At 39.0% G+C, this 22,104-nt stretch carries 23 protein-coding genes and 1 riboswitch; of the genes, 17 read left to right on the top strand and 6 right to left on the bottom strand.

The window, feature by feature from the left end; translation table 11 throughout:
• Positions 1 to 2: 2 nt before the first annotated feature.
• Positions 3 to 212 (top strand): hypothetical protein, encoded by a 210-nt coding sequence (locus BLP77_RS15660; protein ID WP_176753065.1) that lies wholly within the window; start codon positions 3 to 5, stop codon positions 210 to 212.
• Between the two features lie 75 nt (positions 213 to 287).
• Here BLP77_RS15660 and pepF read toward each other — a convergent pair whose 3' ends face one another.
• Positions 288 to 2,108 (bottom strand): oligoendopeptidase F, encoded by a 1,821-nt coding sequence (pepF, locus tag BLP77_RS12180; protein WP_093857410.1) that lies wholly within the window; start codon positions 2,106 to 2,108, stop codon positions 288 to 290.
• Between the two features lie 179 nt (positions 2,109 to 2,287).
• On the opposite strand from pepF, the gene BLP77_RS12175 reads away from it, so the two are divergent.
• From BLP77_RS12175 to rlmD (BLP77_RS12145), 7 genes are all read left to right on the top strand, one after another.
• A complete protein-coding gene (locus BLP77_RS12175; protein WP_245686875.1) occupies positions 2,288 to 3,172 on the top strand; it encodes a patatin-like phospholipase family protein in 885 nt (294 codons plus the stop codon).
• A 168-nt stretch (positions 3,173 to 3,340) separates the two neighbouring features.
• Positions 3,341 to 3,631 carry an Asp-tRNA(Asn)/Glu-tRNA(Gln) amidotransferase subunit GatC gene (gene gatC, locus BLP77_RS12170; protein ID WP_093857409.1) on the top strand — a complete coding sequence of 97 codons (291 nt, stop codon included), beginning with the start codon at positions 3,341 to 3,343 and terminating at the stop codon, positions 3,629 to 3,631.
• A gap of 15 nt (positions 3,632 to 3,646) precedes the next feature.
• Positions 3,647 to 5,125 carry an Asp-tRNA(Asn)/Glu-tRNA(Gln) amidotransferase subunit GatA gene (gatA, locus tag BLP77_RS12165; RefSeq protein WP_093857408.1) on the top strand — a complete coding sequence of 493 codons (1,479 nt, stop codon included), beginning with the start codon at positions 3,647 to 3,649 and terminating at the stop codon, positions 5,123 to 5,125.
• Positions 5,122 to 6,552, top strand: a complete 1,431-nt coding sequence (gatB, locus tag BLP77_RS12160; protein WP_093857407.1) for an Asp-tRNA(Asn)/Glu-tRNA(Gln) amidotransferase subunit GatB — start codon at positions 5,122 to 5,124, stop codon at positions 6,550 to 6,552. The genes gatA and gatB overlap by 4 nt, the downstream gene beginning before the upstream one ends.
• A 25-nt stretch (positions 6,553 to 6,577) precedes the next feature.
• Positions 6,578 to 6,946, top strand: coding sequence for a VOC family protein (locus tag BLP77_RS12155; protein WP_093857406.1), 369 nt, complete (start codon positions 6,578 to 6,580; stop codon positions 6,944 to 6,946).
• A 72-nt stretch (positions 6,947 to 7,018) separates the two neighbouring features.
• Positions 7,019 to 7,918, top strand: a complete 900-nt coding sequence (locus BLP77_RS12150; RefSeq protein WP_093857405.1) for a diacylglycerol kinase — start codon at positions 7,019 to 7,021, stop codon at positions 7,916 to 7,918.
• Between the two features lie 217 nt (positions 7,919 to 8,135).
• Complete coding sequence (rlmD, locus tag BLP77_RS12145) at positions 8,136 to 9,512, top strand: 23S rRNA (uracil(1939)-C(5))-methyltransferase RlmD (RefSeq protein ID WP_093857404.1); 1,377 nt, start codon at positions 8,136 to 8,138, stop codon at positions 9,510 to 9,512.
• Between the two features lie 87 nt (positions 9,513 to 9,599).
• On the opposite strand, the gene BLP77_RS12140 is transcribed toward rlmD (BLP77_RS12145), so the two are convergent.
• Positions 9,600 to 11,672 (bottom strand): S9 family peptidase, encoded by a 2,073-nt coding sequence (locus tag BLP77_RS12140; RefSeq protein ID WP_093857403.1) that lies wholly within the window; start codon positions 11,670 to 11,672, stop codon positions 9,600 to 9,602.
• A gap of 159 nt (positions 11,673 to 11,831) precedes the next feature.
• Here BLP77_RS12140 and rlmD (BLP77_RS12135) point away from each other — a divergent pair, with 159 nt between their 5' ends.
• Positions 11,832 to 13,319, top strand: a complete 1,488-nt coding sequence (gene rlmD, locus BLP77_RS12135) for a 23S rRNA (uracil(1939)-C(5))-methyltransferase RlmD (protein ID WP_093857402.1) — start codon at positions 11,832 to 11,834, stop codon at positions 13,317 to 13,319.
• 260 nt (positions 13,320 to 13,579) lie between these two features.
• Here rlmD (BLP77_RS12135) and BLP77_RS16155 read toward each other — a convergent pair whose 3' ends face one another.
• Together BLP77_RS16155 and BLP77_RS12125 are read right to left on the bottom strand one after the other, a co-directional pair.
• Complete coding sequence (locus BLP77_RS16155; RefSeq protein WP_261753345.1) at positions 13,580 to 13,711, bottom strand: hypothetical protein; 132 nt, start codon at positions 13,709 to 13,711, stop codon at positions 13,580 to 13,582.
• Positions 13,704 to 14,462, bottom strand: a complete 759-nt coding sequence (locus BLP77_RS12125; protein WP_093857401.1) for a MerR family transcriptional regulator — start codon at positions 14,460 to 14,462, stop codon at positions 13,704 to 13,706. The genes BLP77_RS16155 and BLP77_RS12125 overlap by 8 nt, the downstream gene beginning before the upstream one ends.
• Before the next feature lie 307 nt (positions 14,463 to 14,769).
• On the opposite strand from BLP77_RS12125, the gene BLP77_RS12120 reads away from it, so the two are divergent.
• Positions 14,770 to 15,591, top strand: coding sequence for a metallophosphoesterase (locus tag BLP77_RS12120; RefSeq protein WP_093857400.1), 822 nt, complete (start codon positions 14,770 to 14,772; stop codon positions 15,589 to 15,591).
• 48 nt (positions 15,592 to 15,639) lie between these two features.
• On the opposite strand, the gene BLP77_RS12115 is transcribed toward BLP77_RS12120, so the two are convergent.
• Together BLP77_RS12115 and BLP77_RS12110 are read right to left on the bottom strand one after the other, a co-directional pair.
• Positions 15,640 to 16,248, bottom strand: a complete 609-nt coding sequence (locus tag BLP77_RS12115) for a hypothetical protein (RefSeq protein ID WP_093857399.1) — start codon at positions 16,246 to 16,248, stop codon at positions 15,640 to 15,642.
• A gap of 250 nt (positions 16,249 to 16,498) precedes the next feature.
• Positions 16,499 to 17,089, bottom strand: coding sequence for a TetR/AcrR family transcriptional regulator (locus tag BLP77_RS12110; RefSeq protein ID WP_093857398.1), 591 nt, complete (start codon positions 17,087 to 17,089; stop codon positions 16,499 to 16,501).
• Positions 17,090 to 17,195: 106 nt separating this feature from the next.
• Between BLP77_RS12110 and BLP77_RS12105 the strand changes: the two genes are divergently transcribed.
• The 7 genes from BLP77_RS12105 (at position 17,196) to thiS (ending at position 22,100) form a co-directional block, all read left to right on the top strand.
• Positions 17,196 to 17,633, top strand: coding sequence for a small multi-drug export protein (locus BLP77_RS12105; RefSeq protein ID WP_245686874.1), 438 nt, complete (start codon positions 17,196 to 17,198; stop codon positions 17,631 to 17,633).
• Positions 17,634 to 17,806: 173 nt separating this feature from the next.
• Positions 17,807 to 18,436: a hypothetical protein gene (locus BLP77_RS12100; RefSeq protein ID WP_093857397.1), complete on the top strand. Its 630-nt coding sequence runs from the start codon at positions 17,807 to 17,809 to the stop codon at positions 18,434 to 18,436.
• Between the two features lie 103 nt (positions 18,437 to 18,539).
• Positions 18,540 to 19,103, top strand: coding sequence for a cupin domain-containing protein (locus BLP77_RS12095; RefSeq protein ID WP_093857396.1), 564 nt, complete (start codon positions 18,540 to 18,542; stop codon positions 19,101 to 19,103).
• A 116-nt stretch (positions 19,104 to 19,219) separates the two neighbouring features.
• A riboswitch (TPP riboswitch) is annotated at positions 19,220 to 19,322 on the top strand.
• A gap of 75 nt (positions 19,323 to 19,397) precedes the next feature.
• On the top strand, positions 19,398 to 20,168 hold the full coding sequence (locus BLP77_RS12090; protein ID WP_093857395.1) for a thiazole synthase: 771 nt from the start codon (positions 19,398 to 19,400) through the stop codon (positions 20,166 to 20,168).
• A 16-nt stretch (positions 20,169 to 20,184) separates the two neighbouring features.
• Entirely contained in the window at positions 20,185 to 21,288 is a 1,104-nt protein-coding gene (thiH, locus tag BLP77_RS12085) for a 2-iminoacetate synthase ThiH (RefSeq protein WP_093857394.1), read from the top strand.
• Between the two features lie 12 nt (positions 21,289 to 21,300).
• On the top strand, positions 21,301 to 21,900 hold the full coding sequence (tenI, locus tag BLP77_RS12080) for a thiazole tautomerase TenI (protein WP_093857393.1): 600 nt from the start codon (positions 21,301 to 21,303) through the stop codon (positions 21,898 to 21,900).
• Positions 21,897 to 22,100 carry a sulfur carrier protein ThiS gene (gene thiS / locus BLP77_RS12075; protein WP_093857392.1) on the top strand — a complete coding sequence of 68 codons (204 nt, stop codon included), beginning with the start codon at positions 21,897 to 21,899 and terminating at the stop codon, positions 22,098 to 22,100. The genes tenI and thiS overlap by 4 nt, the downstream gene beginning before the upstream one ends.
• Positions 22,101 to 22,104 lie beyond the last annotated feature (4 nt).

Here is a 22,104-nt window from a genome sequence, read left to right as displayed (position 1 = left end):
AATTGTTTCTCCTTTCCTTCACTACTTTATCTATTATTTTAATAAATACACCGATAGAAGTGGAAGATACACCGATAGAACGCAGAAATACACCGGTAGAAGTGGAAGATACACCGATAGAACGCACAAATACACCGATAGAATCAAGAAAAACACTGATAGAAGATGAACATACACCGATAGAGAAATCAATTGGCGGCTCCAAACCCTAGATTGGCGACACCAAATCAACTATCAACCTACCACAATAACGCCCTAATTCGATTAGAATTAGGGCGACCCTTTAATTATTGAGTTACTGATTCTTCATAGCTTTTTTCTAATTCGTCAACGAGTGACCCAACGTATCCAACTGCTTTTTGGATTGGTTCTGGAGTCGACATGTCAACACCTGCTTGTTTTAGTAATTCTAATGGCGATTTAGTTCCGCCCGATTTTAATACGTCTAGCCAGCGATCAATAGCTGGTTGGCCTTCTTCTTTAATCATTTGTGAAACTAATGTCGATGCGGTAAGGCCTGCTGAGTAAGTGTATGGGTATAATCCCATGTAATAGTGCGGCTGACGCATCCAAGTTAATTTTGCGCCTTCATCTAATTCAACTGCATCGCCCCAGAAGTTAGCTAGTGCTTCACCTTTTTGTTCTTTAAGGGTGCTGGCAGTTAATGGTACGCCTTTTTCGGCTAAATCATAAACGCGGCGTTGGAATTCACCTTCTAATAAGTGTGTCACAAAGTTGTGGTAGTACGTACCGAGTAATTGTAAAATAATCCAGCGGCGCATGCGTGGATCATCATTATTTGATAGCAGGTGATCTGCTAATAGCATCTCGTTCATCGTGGAAGGTGCTTCAATAAAGTAAGTTGATGGACGAGTGTTGAAAATGCGCTGATTTTGGTTTGCTAAGTAGAAGTGTCCTGCGTGTCCTAGTTCGTGGGCTAAAATGAAGCCGCCACGCATCGCCCCTGTCCAAGTTAATAGAATGAACGGGTGGGAGCCGTATGGGCTAGCGCAGAATGCTCCGGTTGATTTACCAATGTTATCAGCATAATCAACCCAGCGTTCAGACAAACCTTTTTTAATAATGTCAGTGTACTCAGGACCCATGACGCTTAGCGCTTCTAAAATAGTTTGACTAACTTCTTCATAAGTTGTTTTCGGATTAAATTCTGGGTCAAGTGGTGCTTTTAAATCCGCAAATGTCATTTTATCCAAACCAAGAACTTTTTTCTTTAGTTTAGCAAAACGGCGCATGTGAGGTGCTAGTTCTTTTTGAATGACATCAAGCTGGTTATGATACATTTCCTCGGTTACTTTCTGTGGCTGAAGAAGCATTTGTGTCACATTATCATAACCACGAACACGGGATAGCTGAACTTGTTTCTTAACCTCAGTTGCATAGGTTGCCGCATACGTATTTTGATATTGACTCAATGTTTTAACAAAGGAGTCATAAGCTTTTCTACGAGTATCTGTGTCAGGGGAAAGTTCATATTCATCCTCGAATAAGGCAAACGAGTTAGAATGCTCTTCGCCATCTTCTGTGACAAAGTTATCAAACTCCATGTCTGATGACTTACTGCGCAGATAGATGGTATAAGGGGAACCGTGTACTTCACTTAATGATGCTAAAACTTCTTCGGTTTCTGGAGATAGTGTATAAGGTTTTTCTTCTAATAAATCGTTGAGGTAGTTTTCATAGACTTTTAGGTCATCATTTTCTTTTAAGTATTGTTCGATCGTTCCTTCTGGTAATGCTAAAATTTCAGACTCCATGAACGATAAGGAAGCGCCGACTTGGGCTAATGTCGATGCTAGTTTACCAGAATTCGCTTGGTTTTCAGGGTTTGTCCCATCTTCTGACGCACGCAGGTTAGCGTAAGTTGCCACATGGACGATTTTCTCTTGAATGTTGGTTCGAGCTTCTAAACATTCGAAGAACACATCAGCCCCCTCATTTAAGCGCCCTTTATATTTAGTCACACTAGGGACGAGTTCTTCAACTTCTTTTAGGGCCTTTTCCCACTCCTCGTTGTCTTTAAAAAGGTCTTCAACCTTCCATGTCTGTTCTTCAGGTACTTCAGAGCGGTTTAATCTTGTTTTTACCATATCAAAATCCTCCCCAATAAAAATTATTTCGGATTACTAAATATTATAGGACAAAAATTCACGATTGTGTTGAATATTTTAAATTTTTTATTAAAAAATTTTTACCAGCTGCCCAAATACAATATTATAACTTTTCTTGATATACTAGAGTAAGAGGTTTTAAGAGGAAGTGAACATAATTGGCAAAGCAAGTTGGACTCATGTTAGAAGGTGGAGGCATGAGAAGTGCCTACACAGCAGGTGTACTAGATTTTCTTCTTGATCAAAATATTGAATTCCCTTATATCGCCACGGCTTCATCAGGATCGCTGATTGGAAGCTCATATATCGCAAAGCAGCGGAATCGTAATTATCGTATATTAGAGGCTTTAGGGAATAATTCAGAATCTATTTCTATTAAAAGATGGATCCGTGACAAAGAGATTTTTAATATGGATTATCTATTTGAAACGATTCCGAATGAGCTTATTCCCTTAGATTATGACGCCTTTTCAAAGTCTAAGACACAGTTTATGATTGGGACGACCGATATTGAAACTGGAAATCCCATCTTTTTTGATCAATATAAATCGAAGGAAGAACTATTAATCATCGCGCGAGCTTCTTGCTCGTTACCTGTTTTAGCAAAAAGCGTTAAATACAAAGGATATGAACTCATGGATGGTGGCGTTTCCGATCCAATTCCGATTAAACCTTTAATCGATCGTGGAATAAGAAAAAATGTCGTTGTTTTGACGAGGAATCGAGGTTATATCAAAAAAGGCTCTAAACTTAACTGGCTGTTTAAACGTATATTTAAACAAAAGCCAGAACTTGTAACATTACTACGTGATCGACATGTGAAATATAATCAGACGATGCAACGACTCTTGGAATTAGAGAAGAATAATGAAGTATTCATTATACAACCAGAAGAGCCACTTCAATCGGGTCGGCTGGAACGTAATAAAGACAAGCTTGAACTCTTATATCAACAAGGCTATCAAGAAGCTGAAAGAAAATACGATACACTTAAAGAATTTATCAACGCTTCACCTCATATGACACATGATGTTCCTTTGTAAAAAATCTGACCTTAACGTAGGTTAGATTTTTTGTATTAGAAATTGCAAAAGATGTTATTTCATTGGCGTTTAGTGTTAGAATGTTACTGGGGAAAATATTGTCACAGCAAGCTATGGTTTGCTATTATTAATAGTATTGTGAGTTAATTTGTACGGAGGTGCAGGATTTTGTCAAAAATATCAAAAGATCAAGTTAAACACGTCGCCAACCTAGCGCGACTGGCGATTACAGAAGATGAAGCTGAAAAGTATAGTGAACAGCTCAGTGATATTATTGATTTTGCTGAACAGTTAAATGAACTCGATACAACAAACGTTGAACCGACAACACATGTCTTAGATATGAAAAATGTATTGAGAAAAGATGAACCAAAAGAATGGATTTCAAAAGAAGATGCATTGAAGAATGCACCAGACAAACAAGATGGTCAATTCCGTGTGCCGTCAATCTTAGATTAAGGAGGTTAAGTCGAGATGTCGCTATTCGATTATACAATTAAAGAACTGCAAGAGAAACTAAATAACAAGGAAATCACCGTTTCGGATTTAGTTGAAGAATCCTATAAGCGAATTAACGAAACAGATGATCAAATTCAAGCGTTTTTAACGTTAGATGAAGAAAACGCACGTGAACAAGCAAAGGCATTAGATGAAGCAGAAGTCGATGCCAATCAGTTCCCGCTTTTCGGTATGCCAATTGGGATAAAGGATAATATCGTCACAAAAGGTCTTCGCACAACTTGTGCCAGCCAAATTTTATCGAATTTAGATGATCCTCTTTATGATGCAACAGTTATCCAAAAGCTAAACGATGCCAAATCCGTTAATATTGGTAAATTAAACATGGATGAGTTCGCGATGGGGTCATCGACGGAGAACTCGAGCATGAAAACAACGCGTAACCCTTGGAATACCGACTATGTTCCAGGTGGATCGAGTGGTGGTTCTGCTGCAAGTGTCGCAGCTGGACAAGTTCCGTTTGCATTGGGGTCTGATACAGGTGGGTCAGTCCGTCAGCCAGCATCATACTGTGGTGTCGTTGGTATGAAGCCTACATATGGCCGCGTGTCACGCTTTGGTTTAGTAGCATTCGCATCATCATTAGACCAAATCGGACCTATTACACGTACGGTCGAAGATAATGCTCGGATTTTAGAAGTCATTTCAGGACAAGATCAAATGGATTCAACGAGTGCGAATGTGGATGTTCCGAAGTATTCTGAAGCGTTAACAGGAGATGTTAAAGGGTTAAAAATTGCGGTCCCTAAAGAGTACTTCCGTGAAGGCGTTGATGAAAACGTTCAAGCTAAGGTAAAAGAAGCGCTAAAAGTTCTTGAAGAGCAAGGTGCTGAGTGGGATGAGGTTTCATTACCTCACTCCAAATATGCTGTCGCGACATACTACATGATTGCGTCTTCTGAGGCATCAGCAAACCTCGCACGCTTTGATGGCGTCCGTTACGGCAAACGCTCAGAAAAAGCGAAGGATATGATGGAAATGTTTAATCTTTCTCGTAGTGAAGGATTCGGCGAAGAGGTTAAACGTCGTATTATGCTTGGAACGTTTGCACTAAGCTCAGGTTACTATGATGCTTATTACAAAAAAGCACAACAGGTTCGAACGTTAATTAAACAGGATTTCGATCAAATCTTTGAAGAATATGATGTTGTCATTGGACCAACAGCACCAACAACAGCCTTTAAGGTTGGAGAAAAAATTGAAGATCCACTAACGATGTACGCGAACGATATTATCACAATTCCGGTAAACCTTGCAGGTGTTCCTGGAATTTCGGTGCCGTGTGGATTCCATCCAGAAAACAACATGCCGATTGGTCTACAGATCATTGGGAAGCACTTCGATGAGAGTACAGTTTATCAAGTGGCACATGCCTACGAACAAGCAGCCGGTTACTATAAAGAAAAGCCACAACTTGGAGGTGCCAAGTCATGAATTTTGAATCGATAATAGGTTTAGAAGTACACGTTGAATTAAAAACTCAATCGAAAATATTTAGCCCAAGTCCGAACGCATTTGGTGATGAACCCAATTCGAACGTGAACCCGATTGACTTGGGATACCCAGGCGTTTTACCCGTTTTAAACGAAGAAGCGGTTAACTACGCGATGCGTGCGGCTATGGCCTTAAATTGTGATATCGCGACCGATACTAAATTTGACCGTAAAAACTATTTCTATCCTGATAACCCGAAAGCTTATCAAATCTCTCAGTTTGACAAGCCAATCGGTGAAAACGGCTGGATTGAAATTGAGGTGAACGGCGAGAAGAAAAAAATCGGAATCACACGCCTACATTTAGAGGAAGATGCGGGTAAATTAACGCACGGTGACGATGGTTATTCCTTAGTCGACTATAACCGTCAAGGGACACCGTTGATTGAAATCGTATCAGAACCTGACATGCGTACGCCTGAGGAAGCATATGCTTATTTAGAAAAGCTTCGTAATATCATACAATTTACAGGCGTTTCGGATGTGAAGATGCAGGAAGGTTCATTACGTTGTGATGCAAACATTTCACTCCGCCCAATTGGACAAGAGGAGTTTGGGGTTAAAACAGAGCTTAAAAATTTAAACTCATTCAACTTTGTACGCCAAGGACTTGAATTTGAAGAAAAACGCCAAGAACAGGTACTCCGTCAAGGTGGCGAAATGTTACAAGAAACAAGACGCTTTGATGAAAAAACAAAAGAGACGATTTTAATGCGCGTAAAAGAAGGCTCTGATGACTATCGTTACTTCCCAGAACCAGACTTAGTTCCGCTGTATATTGATGAAGCGTGGAAGGAACGTGTCCGTCAGTCCATTCCAGAATTGCCAGATGAACGACGCAAACGTTATATCGATGAATTAGGCTTAGATAATTATGACGCCATGGTGCTAACGAATACAAAAGAAATGTCCGATTTCTTTGAAGAAACGATTGCTAAAGGAGCGGATCCGAAGCAAGCTACGAACTGGCTTATGGGTGACATATCGGGTTATATGAATAAACAACAAAAAGAATTAAACGATTTAGCCTTAACACCTGAAAGCTTAGCGAAAATGATTGAGCTCATTGAAAAAGGGACTCTGTCCTCTAAGCTTGCGAAAAAAGTCATTTCTGAGCTTATCGAAAAAGGTGGCGACCCGGAAAAAATCGTTAAAGACAAAGGACTCGTCCAAATTTCTGATGAAGGTCAACTGCGCGAGATCATTACAGAAGTATTAAACGAAAACGAACAATCGATTATTGACTATAAAAACGGTAAAGACCGTGCGCTTGGTTTCTTAGTCGGACAAGTGATGAAAAAGACAAAAGGGCAAGCGAACCCACCAATGGTAAATAAAATTTTACTTGGAGAAATGGATAAACGATAAAACAAGGGAGAGGAGTTGCTGGAAGATGACGTTTACTTTTAAACAAATCGACCATGTTCAGCTAGCCGCACCAAGAGGTTCGGAGGATGAGGCAAGACAATTTTTTGGTGAAGCGTTAGGGTTTGAAGAAATTGAAAAGCCTGAAGCTTTAAAGAAAAATGGAGGTGTTTGGTTTCAATGTGGAGATATCCAAATCCATATTGGGGTTGAAGAACCCTTTAACCCAGCGAAAAAGGCACATCCAGCTTTAGAAATAAAGGGATTAAACGAGTTTATAAACCATCTAGATCAGCAACAAATCTCATATCAACAAGACGATAAACTACCAGGTGCGAATCGAATTTATGTTCACGATCCATTTGGTAACAGAATTGAAATATTAGAATGGGTATAAACGCCTTCCAATATCTTTCAAATAGGAGTATGCTTATAGTAGAAATATAAGTATAGACTGAAGGTGAGAAACATGAAACGAGCTCGTATCATTTATAATCCTACATCAGGCCGAGAAGCTATGCGAAAAGCACTACCAGACGTTTTAGAGGGATTAGAGCGGGCAGGCTATGAAGCATCAGCCCATGCAACAACTGGAGAAGGCGATGCTACTTATGCTGCAAAAGTCGCGTGTGAACGAGAGTATGATATTGTCATCGCAGCTGGCGGAGATGGTACCGTCAACGAAGTCATCGATGGTATGGCGAGAGAAATATACCGACCAAAGCTTGGAATCCTACCTATGGGTACCACAAACGACTTTGCCCGTGCGATACGCGTGCCACGGGATTTGAAAAAAGCGTTAAATATTATTATAGATGGCTATACGAAGAGATTAGATATCGGAAAGGTCAATGACCATCATTTCATGAATATCGCAGGTGGTGGTCGACTAACTGAATTAACATATGAAGTCCCAAGTAAACTGAAAACCGTCTTGGGTCAGTTAGCTTATTACTTAAAAGGAATCGAAATGCTACCGTCACTTAAACCATCTAAGGTAAGAATAGAATATAACGATGAAGTTCTTGAAGAAGAAATTATGCTGTTTCTTGTCTCGAACTCTAACTCTGTCGGTGGATTTGAAAGATTAGCTCCCCACGCTACAATGGATGATGGTTATTTTGATTTAATGATTTTAAAAAAAATTAATCTAGCCGAGCTAGTCCTACTTGCAAATAAAGCATTGCGTGGAAGTCATATTGAAGATGAAAATGTCATATATGCTCATACAAATGAAGTAAAAGTTATCCCAGAGGAGACGATGCAGCTTAACCTTGACGGTGAATATGGTGGTACATTACCTGGGAAATTTGAAGTATTGCATAAGCATATTGAATTTTTCTTACCAAAAGAGGAATTAGAGGCCTAGTGATTAGGCCTCTTTTAATTTATTAGAGCCAATTCCACGTAAATTTCAGATTTTCCCCATAAAATTAATAAATTCCACGTAAAAAAGATAATTTCCCCATAAATAGAATATTTTCCCCGTAAATCATATAAAATTCCACATAAACCACAGGCTCTAACTTTAATTAAAGTAAGCCATTCGCTTATAATATTAATAGAACGAATAAAGGACGGATGACATGGCAAAACGAACGGCACCCGTGAAGAAAAATGAATACATAAATTTAACATTTGTCGACTTAACGCACGAAGGTGATGGCGTGGGTAAAATAGACGGTTATCCCATATTTGTCCCATACGGTCTACCTGGAGAAAAAGCTAAGGTTAAAGTAGTCAAGGTAAAAAAGAACATCGCTTTCGGGAAGTTAGTTGAGCTCATTGAACCAAGCGAGGATCGGATTGAGCCTCCGTGTGAAGTCTTTTATCAATGCGGTGGATGCCAGATCCAACATATGACGTATGAACGTCAGCTCAAGATGAAACAAAAACAGGTACAAGATGTCATGCACAAAATTGCCCATATGTCAGATGTTCCCGTTCATCCCGTTATGGTTATGGATGACCCATGGAGCTATCGTAATAAAATACAAATCCCAGTCGGTAAACGAGATGGACGCGTCCTTACAGGATTTTATCAAAAACGAAGTCATCAGATTATCGATATGGACACATGTCCTGTGCAAAATGAAGCTAATGACCACATCGTGCGGGAAATGCGAGGCATTATTGAAGACCTTGGGATTGAACCCTATGATGAAAAAAATCACCGAGGCGTGATTCGTCACATTGTCGTACGTGCTGGCTATCATACTAATGAGATTATGGTCGTTCTAGTGACCCGAACGAAAGACATTCCGAGAGTGAAAGAACTGATTGTACGAATTCGAGAACTCGATTCCAATATCAAAGGCATTATCCATAATGTGAATCCAAAGCAGACGAATGTCATTATGGGACGCAATTCCAAAACTCTTTGGGGTGAAGATGTCATCATTGATAAAATTGGTGATTTAGAATTCGCGATATCAGCTCATTCCTTTTTCCAGGTCAACCCTGGACAAACAGAAAAACTGTATGAGCAAGTTCAAAAGTATGCCGAATTAACGGGAAGTGAAACGGTTATTGATGCCTACTGTGGGATCGGAAGTATTTCACTATTTCTAGCTCAGCACGCGAAAAAAGTGTACGGCGTAGAAGTCGTCCCACAAGCCGTGGATGATGCAAAAGATAATGCTAAACGAAATCATATTGAAAATGCAGAGTTCTTTGTAGGAGAAGCTGAAAAGGTGATGCCTTGGTGGCGTGCTCAAGGATTGCAACTGGATGTGATTGTCGTGGATCCACCACGAAAAGGCTGTGATGAGGAGCTATTAAAGGCGATGATTGAGATGAAACCGAAGCGGATTGTCTATGTTTCTTGTAATCCATCAACATTAGCGCGAGACATCAAGATTTTAGCTGATGGTGGATATGAGGCAAAAGAAATTCAACCAGTGGATATGTTCCCGCAAAGTAATCATATTGAGAGCGTGACGAGGTTGGAGTTGAAGTTGTAACCTAGTCCCCAATTTGTCCATCGTTTACTCCTCCTTTGCACAGAATTGTAAACACAGAATAATAAATCCCCGATTACCGGGGATTTGTTATTCGATAGCAATACCAAGCTTATCAAGAATGAATGCATAGCATTCCGCGGCTTCCTTCAAGTGGTTGAAACGGCCTGATGCGCCGAAATGGCCGGCACCCATGTTTGTTTTGAGCACCAAGACGTTATCATCGGTTTTCATGGCCCTTAGACGTGCAACCCACTTGGCCGGCTCCCAAAAAGCGACTCGTGGATCGTTTAGACCAGTTGTTATATACAAATGTGGGTAGTCTTTTGCTTCCACATTATCGTACGGACTATAGGACTTCATATAATAATAGTCCTCTCGCTTTCGTGGATCGCCCCATTCATCCCATTCCAAGGTGGTAAGGGGAATCGTTTCATCTAGCATGGTTGTGACGACATCGACGAAAGGGACTTCAGGAACAACGACCTGAAATAGGTCTCCTGCCATATTGGCTACTGCACCTACGAGCATGCCTCCAGCACTGCCTCCGCGGGCTGCCATTTTGCTTGGGGTTGTATAGCCCTGCTCAATAAGGTATTTCGCTGCAGCTATAAAATCGGTGAATGTGTTTCGTTTATGCTGCATTTTCCCTTCTTCATACCAATTTCGCCCCATTTCTGAACCACCGCGCACTTGCGCTGTGACAAATACAATTCCTTTGTCCAATAGCGGGAGGCGATACGGATTAAAATGCGGATCGCTGTTTGCTCCATACGACCCATATCCATTCAGAATCAACGGAGCAGGGCCAGATTTTAGCGCCCCTTCACGATAGACAACAGTCATTGGAACTTTGACTCCATCATCGGCTGCTGCCCATAATTGCTCTTGACGGAAGCTAGAAGAATCATAGTGCCCGCTGACGGGATCAACTTGTAAACATCGCTTCTCACCAGTCAACAAATTTAGCCTGTAAGTTGTTCTTGGCGTGAGATGGGACTCATATTGAATTAATACTTCCTTTGCCTCATAGCTTTGGTCGGATACTACCGAAACCGTGTAGAGGGGTTCATCCCATTCGATTTTCTCTAACTCATCATCGCGTAGTACCCAGATTTGTGTCAATCCGTTCTCCCGGCCAAAGATAAGCAACGTGTCTCGAAACGGGTACATGGCTTGAAGATAGCGATCCTCATTATACCCCATAATTTTATACCGTGAATCTAAATCATTGAGAGGACAACGAAGTAGCTGAAAATTCAACGCCTCTTCATTTGTCAGTATGAGCAGGTCATCACCCCAATGCTCGACATCATATTCTATCCCATCTCGCCGTTCATCCAACAGCTGTAAAGGGGATAACGGGGAATCTGCATCTATTAAACGGATCTCGCTCGTCGTTTTCGAACTTGAATCAACTATGATAAATTTACCGCTTTGTGATTTCGTCATGAATAATGTAAACGTCGTGTCTTTTTCTTCATAAAGTAGTTCATCACTATTTATGTCACTTCCCAAACGACGCCGCCATAACCGGTACGGACGTTGTTGTTCATCAACGGTAACGTAAAAAATATATTTACCACAGCGGCTCCATTCCAAACTACCAAACAAATAGACATTCGGAATTCGGTCTGGAAGAAGCTCACCAGTCTCCATATTTTTTATGTAGACGGTAAACCGATCCGAACCATCCCGATTCTCTAAGTAAGCGAGAAGGTTATGATCGGTACTCATACGCTGTACTGTCACGTTTAAATATTCACCCTCGACGGCTAGCTCATTTAGATCGAGTACCACTTCCTCTGTTGCTTCTGGCAGAAGTTTGCGGCTTGCAGCACGCTTGCGTGCATAGATTGGATATTGCTTGTCTTTGTCCAAGCGGGAATAGTAGAAGAATGGACCATGCTGCACCGGCACTTCCACTTCTGAATCGGGAACACGGTCAACCATACTTTGATAAATTTGTTCCGTATGTTTCTCCAATGGACGCATGATTTCTTCATAGTACCGATTTTCTTCCTCTAGATAATCAATGACATCCGGATTGTTGCGATCCCTCAGCCAATAAAAATCGTCTTCGCGTACATCACCATGCAATTCATGGGGGTGAGGGATGCTATGCTTTTTGCTATAGGTGTTTTCATAAAATTCTCCTTTCATTATATGTATTAATTTCGTGTCATGGTCTGTGAATTCCTCTTTTTGATAAGCAAGAACCCAAAAGCTTAGGCATCGATATTACATTAATACATTTTACGGGCTGCTTTGGGTAGTTTATAATGGAATGTCAAAGTATATGAAGAGTTGGGGTAGAGTCTTATGACTAAACAAAAGAATCGCGAATATAAAAAATCTAGAAAGAAACCACATCATTCTAAAAAACAGAATAGCAAACAATCCTCACCGCAAGGAAACCGAAAAAACGAAAAATCCCAGGGCAAGCCCAATACCACCGATAAGCACCAGCGTGGCAAGAAAAGGGTAACCATTGAAGTAACCTGTTCAGGACTGACAAGTGAAGGTAAAGGTATTATACAGTGGAAAGGGAAGCAGCTTGAGGTAGCTAATCTGTTGCCTGGTGAAACAGCCGAGGTGTTCGTGTCCAAAAAAGGACGCTTTTTTAACACCGAGCTGAAGCGGGTGATTAACACTTCAGAAGACCGCGCTAATTTACCGCGTTTATCTTACAACGAGGGTGTGGGGTGTCAGATTCAGCACATGAATGAGCAGGCCCAAAAGCGTTTCAAACAGAACATCATAGATGAACTAATGAAGCCTTTCGGAAAGCCGGAGCCCATTATAACCATGGAACATCCGTATGATTACCGAAACAAAAATGTTATGACATTCGGTATGAATAAAAAGCGACAGATTATTAGTGGGCTTTACGCCGAAAATACTCATCAGATAATACCAATGGAAAGGTCCATCATCCATGACCCAAAAGCGGATGAGATTATTCAAACCATCAAGGGGATGATGAAGTCCTTTAAAATGCAGCCTTACAACGAAGACAATGGGCGGGGCTTTTTGCGACACGTATTGGTAAGAGTCGGAAAGAAGAGCGGTGAGATCATGGTAGTGCTGGTAGCTGCTTCACCTATGTTCAAGGGGAAGAATAATTTCGTTAAAGCACTAAGAAAGGCCCATCCAGAAATTACGACCATACTGCTGAACGTCAATAAAAGGAATGACAGCATGGTGCTGGGGAATCAGGAAAAAGTGCTATTCGGAAAGGGGACCATTACTGACACCCTCTGTGGATTGGAATTCGAAATCTCAGCGAAATCCTTCTATCAGATTAATCCTGTTCAGACAGAAAAACTATATACTAAGGCTATTGAAATGGCAGAGCTAACTGGAGAGGAAACCGTGGTGGATGCATACTGCGGGATCGGTACGATAGGTTTAGTGGCAAGTCAACAAGCTGGTAAGGTCATTGGCGTAGAGCTCAATAAAGATGCCGTTCGCGACGCCATTCGGAATTCAAAGCGTAATGGTGTGAAAAATGCCCGATTCTATCAAGGTGACGCTGGGGAGTTCATGGTACAAATGGCGGAACACGGTGAAGATGTAGATGTGGTGTTTATGGACCCACCACGAAGCGGGAGTGATGAAGCCTTCTTGTCTAGCTTGGTTAAACTCAAGCCGAAGCGGGTTGTGTATGTATCCTGTAACCCGGAGACACAGGCGCGTGATTTAAAGTATTTGGTGAAGTACGGATATAAGGTGGGAGAGATTCAGCCAGTGGATATGTTTCCGCAGACGGTGCATGTTGAGAGTGTGGCGAAGTTGGAGTTGAAGTGAACTAAAAAATGAGTATAATGCAAACAAAATGATAAGGGCTGAATATTATGCTTTATACTCTTCACCTGACTCTATGTAATATGAAATAAACTTAAAAGCTTGTACAAGGGTACGGACGTTATAATTTTCTTTTCCTTCGGTCATTGGGGTCATAATGATGGTGATGTGGCTCTGTTTCAATCCTATAATCTCTGGGGGTACCCTTAGTTTCGTGTGGGTCATTCCCCCAACCAGAAATATGGTGATACTTCACACCCATTTTAGGAATGATAATTTTCCAATGATCCTGGATAAGATTGTAAAAGGTGACCAAACTCATCAAGAATTGCATCAATATCGGCAGGTAATAGTACTGAGTCATTAGAAGTTTTATTAGATTTTGATTCACTCAAGGCTTTTCCCCCCAATTTGCTTAATGATTGCCTCTTTTTCTTCCTCTAAATCCCGCCATGAATAGTAGTCAGTAGGGTCGTCTAACTCATCACCATTGAGAGAGGCGAAAGTTTCTTTAAAAGAAGGATTATTATATTTAACTTGTAATAATGTGATTTCATTATTTATTTCCTGTAGTCGTTCAAGAGGTGTTTGTTCACGCATTTTTACTTGTTGATATATCATTTGCATACGAATACTATAGACTGGATCATTCCAGAGTTCTACGACATATTTGGGAATTTTACGATGTGAAGATGTATCAATACATTCTAATCCCTGTTTAACGTACTTATTAAATGTAACTTTAGATACACCCATCAATTCTGAGGCTTCTTTTGGTGTTAGTAGGTAGTTCTCATGATAATGGAAACCGACCTTCTCTCCGCCCATTTTATAATACCAATTTTCAAAATCAACCTTCATTTTGCCAAATTCTAAATCTGAAGATAGGTATTTAATTTCTGTCAATATTTCTAACCATTTTACTAAATTATTTCGGTGTTTTTCTGAAAATAAGTACTCATGATTAAAGGCCATTCCATATTTATTAAAAGTTATCCCTTCAATTTTATCTGAAAATAAAGTAAGCATAACAGTCACAATTTTGTTTATGATATAGTCAGTTTCTTTTTCAATCAATCCTTGATTTTTCTCACGAAACCCTACGTCAATATGTTTGGCAGTTAGATTATAAATTGCTTCGCTCATTATTCTCATCCTCCTACCTCCATTATATAGTATATTAACGAAATGGGAATATCGTTAATATACTATATTCCCATTTTGTTAATATATTATTCTTAAAATAATATTTATTGATATTTAATTATATGAACGGAGGTTTAAGTTAAAGAGGGTGGTTTTAAATTTTTTAAAAATGGCAACGCGAAAATCCAAGGGTTGTAGTGGATGATTGTAAAGCTATTATCGAAATAGGAACAACCTTTTTTTTGCTATTATAGTATGGTAGTAAATAGATTCCTATATAAATAATGTTTGTGTTGAGGTGGAGCGGATGAAAAAATGGTTTGTGATTTTTATTTTGATAGGATTAGTGATTGCTATTGCAATTAAAATCCATTTTGATACAAATGTTTTTAAAGTAAATACGGTTCATTTTCAGAGTAACAAAATACCAGAGGAATCTGAATTGACTGTTTTGCAAATCAGCGATCTACATAATAAGGTTTTTGGAGACGATAATGAAGATCTAATCAACACCATAAAATCATTAAATACTGAAATAGTTGTGATAACAGGCGATCTTATCGACCGTGATACAGTTGGTTTTGAAGACGTCTTATCCCTGATGGAGAACATAACAAAGATTAATAACAATGTCTATTATGTTTCTGGTAATCATGAATGGGAAAACGATCATACTGAAGATTTTTTTAATGGTCTCCAAAAGAAAAACGTAGCAATCTTAAATAACCGTAACACTCAAATCACGACTAATGAGTTAACGCTCAACTTAGTTGGGATTGATGACGCCTCAACAAATCATGAAGATATTAATCAAGCCTTTAATGACACGAATCAGGAACCGTTTACCATACTCCTTTCCCATTCTCCCGGCGTTTTAGATCGTTATAATGACATCCCTGCAGACCTAATCTTATGTGGGCATACGCATGGGGGACAGGTGAGATTGCCTTTTATTGGTGCATTGGTAGCTCCAGATCAAGGCTTTTTCCCAAAGTTCGATAAAGGTACTTTTGAAATTGATGAGAACCAGTTCTTATATATTGATAGTGGGCTTGGAACAAGTGTTGCTCCAATACGCTTTCTAAATAAAAGTCAGATTAGTTTGATCAAAATCACTAATGAAAGTTAGGTTGCGCCCCGTGGGGACAATTTCCGTGGGGCGCCTCATTGATTGATTTTACTTTGAGCCATCTAATGTATATTTCTCAACATCAAGCAGCTCTAAAAACATTAGTAAAAAGTTCTCATATTGATCGGGATTTTCGGATAATTCATCGAGATATTGTTGAATGTGTGTAGCAATTTCATGGGTTGCTTGAGGATTAAATGTGTAAAAATCTGTAACTGGGAAGTATAAGTGATCAGGGTAAGGAAGTAAGAGATTAGCAACAATCGTACCTTCTTTTGGAGATTTAATCTTAGGGTTTGGAAGAATAACTTCTATCGTTTTCTCTGATTCAATATCAACGGCAACGAACGCATTAGTACCTAAATATTGGCCTACAAAATAAAATTTTGGAATTGCTTCTTGGCAAGCTTTAAACCATGAGAGTAAAATGGGTTTTTTAGAGAAGTAAGATTGATTGTCGTGAATAAAGTCTTGAAAAAAATTCTCGGAAGGGCTTTGATGAGGTTGGTTAAAAATTTGTAGCCAAAAGATGAGTTCTATGGCTTGTTCAGCTTTTTCATCTGGTAATTGTTCGATTTCTGAGAGTTCACGTAAATCTGGTTCAATGAGATGAAAGATAACTGATAGCTGTTTGGCGTTGGAACTGAAGCATGACATTCATAAAAAATTCTGATTTCAGTTCATCAGACATTGAATAATCATGCCTAAATTTCTTATTACTAGGGCTTGATTGCGTAAAATCAAATTTTCTGTTTTGGTTGTTTGACTTCATTAAACATCCTCCATTCATATTTTTTGAAAAGAACATCTTTCGCTTAATATGATTCGACAGGACTATTCAAAATCCTTCAAGAAATTCAATTATTTTTTAAAATTGTATTGGGGAACCATTTCTTTTTTGAATAACTCAATACTTAACCCCTCGCCAAAACACTTCCCAAATCATCAATAAATGTTTATCTAATTCTTTTCCTTTTAATGAATAGTATCTGGCATCAACATCGATATTGTTAAAAATGCACAAATAACTTCTTAATACGGATTCACTTGAAAGTTCAGGGTCTAATTCGTTATGTTGTTTCCCATCTTCAATTATTTTTTGCAATAATATGTGTAATTTACGATCACTGTCTTTTATGATTTCTCTGACTTGATTTTTCAAATTAGAAGGTGAAAATAAAACAAAACGATAGAAAAATTCCCCTAAATGATCGTCAGAATTATAAACACGATAAGTGGTCTGGAGTAGGTTCAATAGTTTATCCTCAGTTGAATTATCTTTTAAATCGTTGATCGTTTCACTAATGAAATTGACATATTCCACCGCAACTTTTTCGACAGTGCTAATAAAAATCTTTTCTTTACTATCAAAATGGGCGTATAGAGATGGCTTTTTAATGCCAACTGCTTCAGCCACTTGCATCATAGATGTCCCTTCGTAACCAAGTTCGGAAAATAATTTAATACTTGTTTCTAAAATTTTATCTTTTGTACTCATGGTTTCACCCTTTATCTATATAAAAAAATATGGTATTATGAGGGAACCTAACGTTCGTTAGGTTTATTGTATCAAATTATGACATATAGATAAAGGGGGATGAGTTATGATGATGGAATATATCTGGCTTTGTTTTATGGCTTGGTTTATTGGATTTTTCCCAATGTTTGAGATCTATATTGCTATCCCAGCTACAATGGCCGTTGGTTTAGATGGTTTTTCTTCAGTGTTATGGTCTTGTGTTGGGAATTTCATGGCGATTCCCCTAATTGTGTTTTTCTATGACAAGCTGTCACGATTTGAACGAATCAATAAATTTTTGCTAAAAACGTCAGTATCGCGTTTTAGTCATAAGATTCGAAAGGGTAGTTTTGGATTTATTTTGTTAACGACACCAATTGTCGGTTCGTGGACAATCGGTGTTTTGTGTAAACTAATCGGTTTAAGTAAGAAAAAGATTTTTACGTCTTCTGCGATCAGTATTGCTTTATATGGTTTGATAATCGGTATTTTAACCAAGTTAGGTATTGATTCTTTTTATTAGACTAATTTTGTTACCTAACGTTAGGTTGTCTAATGTAATAATTATGACCCGAATTAATTATGCACAATAGTCGGGTTTTTCTTTAGCGACATATTTTATAAATTGTTGAAACCTTCTCATCACAGACACGTACTATTACATGGATAAAACGTTTTTGAGTGAGGAGCTTTATGATGGATACTATAATAAACTTTCAATGGGAAATTTTTATTGTTATTGAAATAATATCTTTGATTTCTTTATTGCTTTTTGGGGTAACAAGATACTATTTTGATCAAAAGAAATTAAGTCGCATTTTTATACTTGTATTTTTACTACTACTTGCACTAGAAGCTGTGTTAGCTGTCTTGATTTATCAATCAACGGGTGAGATTTCAACGTTTCAAATTGTTCTTATCATCTTTGTGCTATATGCTGTGACGTTCGGTATCTATGATTTTTTCAAGTTAGATCGATGGATGCGTAGAAAGATTGGTAATTGGCGAGGCATGGAACTTTTAACAGAAAAGGATTATCGAGTCATTGAACGAAATAAGGATCCTAAACATGTGGCTAAAGTATATCGGAACAGTGCCACTATTCATCTTATTGTATTTGTATTAGTACAGAGTGTATTTTGGATGATAGGAACGGATAGTGTTGAAGAAATGTTTGGCTATTTAACATCATGGTTTGAAACCGGTAAGTATGAAGATTCACCGTATCCCAATGATACCTTATATAGTATTGGGATGTTATGGATGATTGTTTTTGTTGTAGACTTTATATATTCCTGGTCATATACTATATTCCCTTCAAAATAATTGTCATGGAATGATGAAGCCCCATATTAACCTTCCATGCTTACATTTGATTAGGCTATTGCATATGATAGATAGAATGGCAACAAGAGGAGGAATATGGGAGATGTATCATTATTCATGTGACAATCAATGGTCTAATCCAATACAACAACAATGGGGTTATCAAAATTGGAATCATAACCCGTATCAAGACAATTTGGGTTTTAATGATTGGTACAATAATTGGAACCCATTTTTTGGTGGAGATCAAATAAGAGACCACGGAGGAGAACCCTTTGTGGTAAATATTGAGCATGCAGCTGAACGAAATAATACTTTCCGGACTGCTTTATGGACGGGTGAGCATTTTCAGGTGACGTTAATGAGTATTGGTGTTGGTGAGGATATTGGTTTAGAAAATCACCCAAATACCGATCAATTTTTACGGATTGAACAAGGTCAAGGTCTTGTTCAGATGGGCGATAGGCAAGATCAATTATATTTCCAGCGACATGTTTCAGAGGACGATGCGATTATGGTCCCAGCTGGAAAATGGCATAATTTGATTAACACAGGTCATCGACCACTTAAGCTTTATTCCATTTATGCACCACCTGAACATCCATATGGAACTGTTCATGGAACTAAAGCAGTGGCAATGGCAACAGAAGAAAATCATTATAAATAAGCGTAATTTTAAGCGTTTGGAGATGTAGTGCTTTACGTTTTCAAACGCTTTTGTATTTAAGTGTTAACAAACCTCAAGTATTTTGTTAATATTGTTTATAATAATAGCATACATATTAAGAAAGCTAGGGGTGCCAATTCTTTTGGCTGAGAGGAATTTTTCCGACCCTTTGAACCTGAGATAGTTAGAACTAACGGAGGGAAGCTTTAAACCTTTTAATCTATGATCATATGGTTTATAAAGCTCATCCGTTGGGGTGGGCTTTTTTTAATGTCAATTAATAGGAGGAAAAAAATGCAGGATGCTTTAGTCATTGCTGGTAAAGAGTTAAAAAGCCGTTTGTTCGTTGGGACTGGTAAATTTGCTGATCATCAGGAAATGAAAATGGCTCTTAAGGAAGCGAATGCGGATGTTGTTACTGTAGCGGTACGTAGAGTGGATTTAAGTGGTGAAGATCAATATATCTTAAATGATATTCCAGATAAGATGACATTAATGCCGAATACATCTGGGGCTCGTAATGCAGAAGAAGCAGTGCGAATTGCTCATTTAGCTAAAGCTGCCGGAATGGGGAATTGGATTAAGATTGAAGTTATTTCAGACAATAAATATTTATTACCAAATAATCATGAGACATTGAAAGCAACGCAGCAATTAGTTGATGAAGGGTTCGTTGTTTTACCTTATATGAATCCAGATTTAATTGTCGCTAGGCAATTAGAGGAAGCTGGTGCAGCCGCTGTCATGCCATTAGGTTCCCCAATAGGCTCTAACCGAGGGATTCGTATGAAGGAAATGATTCAAATTATGATCGATGAAGCGAATGTGCCGATTGTCGTCGATGCTGGAATTGGTCGGCCATCAGAAGCGGCTGAAGCAATGGAGATGGGGGCGGATGCTGTACTCGTTAACACGGCTATTGCAACAGCAAATGATCCGGCACAAATGGCACAAGCATTTGATATGGCGGTTAAAGCTGGGCGAGCTGGTTATATTTCGGGTTTAGGTCCAACCTCAACTCAGGCGAAGGCCTCTTCCCCGTTAACGGGTTTTCTAAATTCATAAAAAGGATGGTTTCTACATGAGTTTTTACGATGTATTGGAAAAAATAAAGGATCAGCCAATTGAACGTATGTTAGATAATGTTCAGCATCAAGATGTTGAGCGCGTATTACAAAAAAATCGAATAACAGAAGAGGATTACTTTATGTTATTATCACTAGCTGCAGAAGATTATTTAGAAGACATGGCTCAAAAGGCACATCAATTAACAGTTAAAAATTTTGGCAATACGATGCAATTATTTTTACCGCTATATGTTTCCGACTACTGTGTGAACACGTGTAAGTACTGTAGCTTTAGTGTTGATAATGTTTTTCCGCGTCGCATTTTAACGATGGAAGAGGTCGAGAAAGAAGCAAAGGCCATTTCAGAGATGGGCATTGAACACATCATTATTCTTTCTGGCGAATCGATGATGCACTCCTCTGTTAAATATCTTAAGCAATGTTTAAAGGTATTAACTAAATATTTTTCTTCGATTGGATTGGAAATACAACCGCTTGATACGGATCAGTATCAAGAGTTAGTCGATAGCGGAATTGATGGTCTCACGGTTTATCAAGAAGTATATGATGAAGAGATTTACCGTGAGCTTCACACAAAAGGGCCGAAACGTTTTTTCAAATACCGACTTGATACACCTGAACGCGGATGTGAAGCTGGTATGCGTTCAGTCAGCATTGCCGCATTACTCGGTTTAAATGATTGGCGTCGGGAGAGCTACATAACCGGGTTGCATGCCCAATACTTACAAGATAAATATTTAGATGTCGAGGTTGGCGTGGCTTTTCCGCGCATACGGCCAAATGCAGGAAGCTTTCAGCCAAAGGTTAATGTAACCGATAAGAACCTGGTGCAGGCGATGTTGGCTTATCGTATTTTTCAACCGCGTTCAGGGATTACGGTTTCGACTAGAGAAGCACCTGAATTTCGTGATCAACTAATCCCACTTGGGACGACGAAAATGTCTGCGGCCTCATCAACAGTTGTCGGCGGATATACGGAACCAGATAATACACAAAGTCAATTTGAAATTTCGGATGAGCGTTCAGTAGACGACATTCGGTCGCTATTACAAAGTCATGGATACCAACCTGTTATGAAAGATTGGCAGATTGTGTAAAGGGTGAAAGAATTGGGAGAAATTCATTTAATCTCAAATGGTAAATGGTCGCTTCATGAGTTTGCTGACGTCGCTTCTAACTGTATTACCGAAATTGACTATGTCCATTTACGGGAAAAAAACCGAACGGATGAAGAACTAGAAACCGGTGTTGATCATTTAATCAATGCTGGAATACCAACATCTAAAATTATGATTAACGATCGAGTAAGCGTAGCCTCTCATAAACAAGTTCGAGGTGTGCAACTAGCTTATCATAGTTTGGATGTTAAAACGGTTCGTCAGCATTATCCTGACCTTAGAATTGGTCGTTCTGTTCATTCGGTAGTGGAGGCAAAGAAAGCTGAACAAGACGGAGCGGATTATGTGTTATATGGACATATTTTTAAATCCAATTCGAAGCCAGGATTAAAGCCAAGAGGTCTCGAAAATTTGAAAAATCTCATAGAACAAGTGAGTATTCCAGTAATCGCTATTGGAGGAATCACACCCCACAATGCTAATAAGGTAATGGAATGTGGTGCCCATGGTATTGCGGTTATGTCAGGGATATTAGAATCTGAAAACCCTAAAAAAGTCACGCAACATTACCGAGGAGGTGTAAGCCGATGAAAGTTCATGTTAATGGTAACGATCGTAAGCTACCTGGGGACATTAAAACCGTTTCCGATTTATTAAGCCATCATGATTTGGATAATAAGAAAATAATAGTTGAGTTAAATGAACAAATTGTTGATGGTACGCAATACCAAGATACGGAAGTTAAAGAGGGAGATCGAATTGAACTCGTGCAGTTCGTCGGTGGTGGTTGATAGA

This window comes from Tenuibacillus multivorans, from assembly GCF_900103915.1.
Taxonomy (GTDB): domain Bacteria; phylum Bacillota; class Bacilli; order Bacillales; family Alkalibacillaceae; genus Tenuibacillus; species Tenuibacillus multivorans.
The sequence above is the reverse complement of the archived record's forward strand: the minus strand, read 5'-3'. Positions and strand labels throughout refer to the sequence as shown.

Excerpts from the sequence above, each read along its gene's own strand:
- pepF (WP_093857410.1), bottom strand. The coding sequence starts at position 2,108 with ATGGTAAAAACAAGATTAAACCGCTCTGAAGTACCTGAAGAACAGACA.
- gatA (WP_093857408.1), top strand. The coding sequence starts at position 3,647 with ATGTCGCTATTCGATTATACAATTAAAGAACTGCAAGAGAAACTAAAT.
- gatB (WP_093857407.1), top strand. The coding sequence starts at position 5,122 with ATGAATTTTGAATCGATAATAGGTTTAGAAGTACACGTTGAATTAAAA.
- BLP77_RS12155 (WP_093857406.1), top strand. The coding sequence starts at position 6,578 with ATGACGTTTACTTTTAAACAAATCGACCATGTTCAGCTAGCCGCACCA.
- BLP77_RS12150 (WP_093857405.1), top strand. The coding sequence starts at position 7,019 with ATGAAACGAGCTCGTATCATTTATAATCCTACATCAGGCCGAGAAGCT.
- rlmD (WP_093857404.1), top strand. The coding sequence starts at position 8,136 with ATGGCAAAACGAACGGCACCCGTGAAGAAAAATGAATACATAAATTTA.
- BLP77_RS12140 (WP_093857403.1), bottom strand. The coding sequence starts at position 11,672 with ATGAAAGGAGAATTTTATGAAAACACCTATAGCAAAAAGCATAGCATC.
- rlmD (WP_093857402.1), top strand. The coding sequence starts at position 11,832 with ATGACTAAACAAAAGAATCGCGAATATAAAAAATCTAGAAAGAAACCA.
- BLP77_RS12125 (WP_093857401.1), bottom strand. The coding sequence starts at position 14,462 with ATGAGCGAAGCAATTTATAATCTAACTGCCAAACATATTGACGTAGGG.
- BLP77_RS12120 (WP_093857400.1), top strand. The coding sequence starts at position 14,770 with ATGAAAAAATGGTTTGTGATTTTTATTTTGATAGGATTAGTGATTGCT.
- BLP77_RS12115 (WP_093857399.1), bottom strand. The coding sequence starts at position 16,248 with ATGTCATGCTTCAGTTCCAACGCCAAACAGCTATCAGTTATCTTTCAT.
- BLP77_RS12110 (WP_093857398.1), bottom strand. The coding sequence starts at position 17,089 with ATGAGTACAAAAGATAAAATTTTAGAAACAAGTATTAAATTATTTTCC.
- BLP77_RS12105 (WP_245686874.1), top strand. The coding sequence starts at position 17,196 with ATGATGATGGAATATATCTGGCTTTGTTTTATGGCTTGGTTTATTGGA.
- BLP77_RS12100 (WP_093857397.1), top strand. The coding sequence starts at position 17,807 with ATGGATACTATAATAAACTTTCAATGGGAAATTTTTATTGTTATTGAA.
- BLP77_RS12095 (WP_093857396.1), top strand. The coding sequence starts at position 18,540 with ATGTATCATTATTCATGTGACAATCAATGGTCTAATCCAATACAACAA.
- BLP77_RS12090 (WP_093857395.1), top strand. The coding sequence starts at position 19,398 with ATGCAGGATGCTTTAGTCATTGCTGGTAAAGAGTTAAAAAGCCGTTTG.
- thiH (WP_093857394.1), top strand. The coding sequence starts at position 20,185 with ATGAGTTTTTACGATGTATTGGAAAAAATAAAGGATCAGCCAATTGAA.
- thiS (WP_093857392.1), top strand. The coding sequence starts at position 21,897 with ATGAAAGTTCATGTTAATGGTAACGATCGTAAGCTACCTGGGGACATT.